At 74.1% G+C, this 3,973-nt stretch carries 1 protein-coding gene; it reads right to left on the bottom strand.

Translation table 11 applies throughout. The features are described 5' to 3' along the window. The coding region (locus IF45_RS0130960) for a type I polyketide synthase (protein ID WP_030310932.1) at window positions 1-3,973 on the bottom strand (3,973 nt) is incomplete at both ends.

The following is a 3,973-nucleotide window of genomic DNA, read 5'->3' as shown; positions in this document are numbered from 1 at the left end:
AAACGCACGCCCCGGATCCACCGACTGCACACCCGCATGCCCCAACACCACCGCAACCTGACCACGCACCAGATCCAGCAACACCTCACGACGCTCATCCCCACCCAACGCCCCAAGACGCTGCACCAGACCAGCCGCCGCCACCGAACCACCCGCAGCCGCACGACGACCACGCCGCCGCACCAGACCACGGAAGAGAGCCGGTACGTCCTCCTCACCGCGCAGGGCGGCCAGGTCGAGGCGGACGGGGAGGACGACCGGCTCACCCGAGGCCAGGGCCGCGTCGAAGAGCGCGGTCCCCTGCTCGGCCTCGACCGGCGGCAGACCGGACCGGGCGATACGCCGCCGGTCGGTCTCCGACAGTCCCCGCGTCATCCCCGCGTCCTGCGCCCACGGGCCCCACACCAGCGACACACCCGGAAGACCCAGAGCCCGCCGGTACTCCACCAACGCGTCCAGGAACACGTTCCCCGCCGCGTACGCGCCCTGCCCCGCACTCCCGAACGTCCCCGCCACCGACGAGAACACCACGAACGCCTCAAGATCAAGGCCACACGTCGCCTCGTGCAGGTTCCACGCCGCGTCCACCTTCGGACGCAGGACCGCAGCAACCCGCTCCGCCGTCAGCGACTCGGCCATGCCGTCGTCCAGGACGCCCGCCGCGTGCACGACGGCGCGCACCGGGCGGTCGGCCGGTACTCCGGCCAGCAGGGCGTCGAGCGCGGGGCGGTCGGCCAGGTCGCAGGCGGCGACCGACACCCGGGCGCCGAGGCCGGTCAGCTCCGCGGTGAAGGCGTCGACGCCCTCGGCGGCGGCACCGCTCCGGCTCACGAGCAGCAGGTCCCGCACCCCGCGCTCGACCACCAGGTGCCGGGCGACGATCCGCCCCAGCCCACCTGTGCCGCCGGTCAGCAGCACGGTTCCGGAGCCGAGACCGGCCGACGATTCCGCGGTCTCCTCTCCCCCGGCGCCCGGCGTCGTGCGGACCAGGCGCGGGACGCACACCTCGCCGTTCAGCACGGCGGTCTCCGGTTCGTCCACGGTGAGGGCCGCGAACAGCCGCCCCGCGTCCGTACCCGCCGGGAGATGCAGCAGGCCGAAGCGGCCCGGGTGTTCCAGCGCCACGGAACGCACCAGACCGCGTACGGGCGCGCCGGGCAGAGTGGAGGCGGGCTCCGTGACGTGACCGCCTCGGGTGATGAAGACCAGACGGGAGCCGGCGAACCGCTCCTGCGCCAGCCACTCCTTGACCAGCGCGAGCGCCCAGGCGGCCGAGGCGTGCGCGGAGCCCACGACGCCCTCGGTGTCCAGGGCGGGCGGAACAGCGACCACGACCATCTCCGGCACCGCGTCGGCCGTGGCCAGCTCCTGCAGGTCGGCGTGGACGGCTGCGTCGTCGTCCGCGAGATCGGCGACGCCCTCGCCGAGGAGGGCGACGGATCCCGCTGCGGGGGTCGCACGCGTGCCCCGGGCCGGGGCCCACTCCACGCGGTACAGCGGTTCGGCGGTGTCGGCCGCGCGGGCACCGGCGGCGGCGCGGACGGTGAGGGAGCCGACCGAGGCGACGGGGGCTCCGGTCGGGTCGGCCACGTGCACGGCCAGCGTGTCGTCACCGGTCCGGGTCAGCCGGGTCCGCAGGACGGAGGCGCCGGACGCGTGCAGGGCGGCGTTCTCCCAGACGAAGGGCACCCCGCCGGGCGCGTCGTCGCCGCCGAAGGCGAAGGAGGCGTGCAGGGCGGCGTCGAAGAGGGCCGGGTGCAGACCGAAGGCGGTGGCGTCGACACCGTCGGGCAGGGCGACCTCGGCGAACACCTCGTCGTCCCGGCGCCAGGCGGCCCGCAGCCCCTGGAAGACGGGGCCGTAGCGCAGTCCGGCCTCGGCCAGGCTCTCGTAGCAGTCGGTCACGTCGACCGGCACGGCGTCCCGTGGGGGCCATACGGAGGCGTCGAAGCCTTCGGCCGCCGGGTCCGCGTCGATGGCCTCCGGGGCGAGTACGCCCTGGGCGTGCAGGCTCCAGGGCTGCCGTTCGTCGCCGTCATCCCGGGAGTGGATCGCGACGGTGCGGCGGCCGGATTCGTCGGGTTCGCCGACGCCCACCTGGACGCGCACGGCGCCGCGCTCGGGCAGCACCAGGGGCGCGGACAGGGTCAGCTCCTCGACCGATCCGCAGCCCGCCTCGTCGGCGGCGCGCACGGCCATCTCCAGCAGGGCCGTCCCCGGCACCAGCACGGCACCCTGGACGACGTGGTCGGCGAGCCACGGGTGCGACCGTGTCGAGAGGCGTCCGGTGAGGATCAGACCGTCGGCGCCGGCCAGCTCCACGGCCGCGCCGAGCAGCGGGTGCCCGGCCGCACCGAGTCCGGCGAGGCGGATGTCCCCGGTCCCGGTGGTCGTTCCCGTGGGCCAGTAGTGCTCGTGCTGGAACGCGTAGGTGGGCAGGTCGACCGCGCGGCCGCCCGTGCCGTCGAGGACGGCGCCCCAGCCGGCGGAGACGCCCCGCACGTGCAGTTCGGCGAGGGCGCTCAGTGCGACGGCCACTTCCTCGCGGTCCTTGCGCAGGAGCGGGACGAGGACGGCGTCCTCACCGGCACTGGCCCGCGCCATGCCACTGAGCACCCCGTCGGGACCCAGCTCCACGAACCGAGTGACGCCCTCTTCCGCGAGGGCCCGCACACCGTCGTCGAACCGGACGGCCTCACGGACATGCCGCACCCAGTAGTCCGGCGCGGTCAGTTCACCCGGCTCGGCAATCCGGCCCGAGACGTTCGAGACGACCGGCAGACGCGGCTCGGCGAACGACAGATCCCGCAGGACCTCGCGGAACGCGTCGAGCATGGGCTCCATCAGCGGCGAGTGGAAAGCGTGCGACACCCGCAGCCGGCTGACCCGACGCCCCAGCTCACGGAACACCTCCGCCACCGCCTCGACCGCGTCCTCGGCGCCCGAGACGACCACGGACGACGGACCGTTGACCGCAGCGACCGACACACCCTCGACAGACTCCAGATGCGGCAGCACCTCCGCCTCGGACGCCTCCACAGCCACCATCGCGCCGCCCTCCGGCAACGCCTGCATCAGCCGCCCACGAGCAGCCACCAGAGCACACGCGTCCGCCAGCGAGAACACACCCGCCACATGCGCGGCCGCCACCTCACCGATCGAATGACCGGCAACAAACTCCGGACGCACACCCCACGACTCGACCAGCCGGAACAGCGCCACCTCGACGGCGAAGAGACCGGCCTGCGCGTACGCCGTCCCGTCCAGAACCGACGTATCGTCGCCCCAGACCACCTCACGCAGCGGGCGGTCCAGGTGCTCGTCGAGTCCGGCGCAGACCGCGTCGAACGCCTCCGCGAACACCGGGAAACGCTCGTACAGACCACGCCCCATCCCCAGACGCTGCGACCCCTGCCCCGAGAACAGGAACGCGGTACGGCCGGGCTCGACGGCGCCGAGGACGACGGCGGGGTCCGGCTCACCGACGCAGACGGCCGCGAGGCCACGGACGGCGGTCTCGCGGTCGTCCGTCAGGACCACGGCGCGGTGGTCGAAGAGGGAACGCTGCGTGGCCAGGGAGAGCGCCAGGTCCACGGGGCGCAGGCCGGGGTGGCCCTCGACCTGGGCCAGCAGCCGCGCGGCCTGGGCGCGCAGTGCCTCCTCGGTACGGCCCGACAGGACCCACGGCACGATGCCGGGGGCGAGGGCGGCGATCCCGTCCCCGCCGGTCTCGGGTTCCGCGACCGGCTCGGGCTGTTCGAGGATGACGTGGGCGTTGGTGCCGCTGATCCCGAACGAGGACACACCGGCCCGGCGAGCCCGCTCCTCCCCCGGCCACACCCGCTCACCGGTCAGCAACTCCACTGCACCGGCGGACCAGTCGACGTGCGACGACGGAGCATCCACATGCAGCGTGCGCGGCAGCCTGCCGTGACGCATCGCCATCACCATCTTGATCACACCCGCCACACCG

The sequence above is a fragment of the Streptomyces albidoflavus genome, from assembly GCF_000719955.1.
Classification (GTDB): Bacteria; Actinomycetota; Actinomycetes; order Streptomycetales; family Streptomycetaceae; genus Streptomyces; species Streptomyces albidoflavus.
The sequence above is the reverse complement of the archived record's forward strand: the minus strand, read 5'-3'. Positions and strand labels throughout refer to the sequence as shown.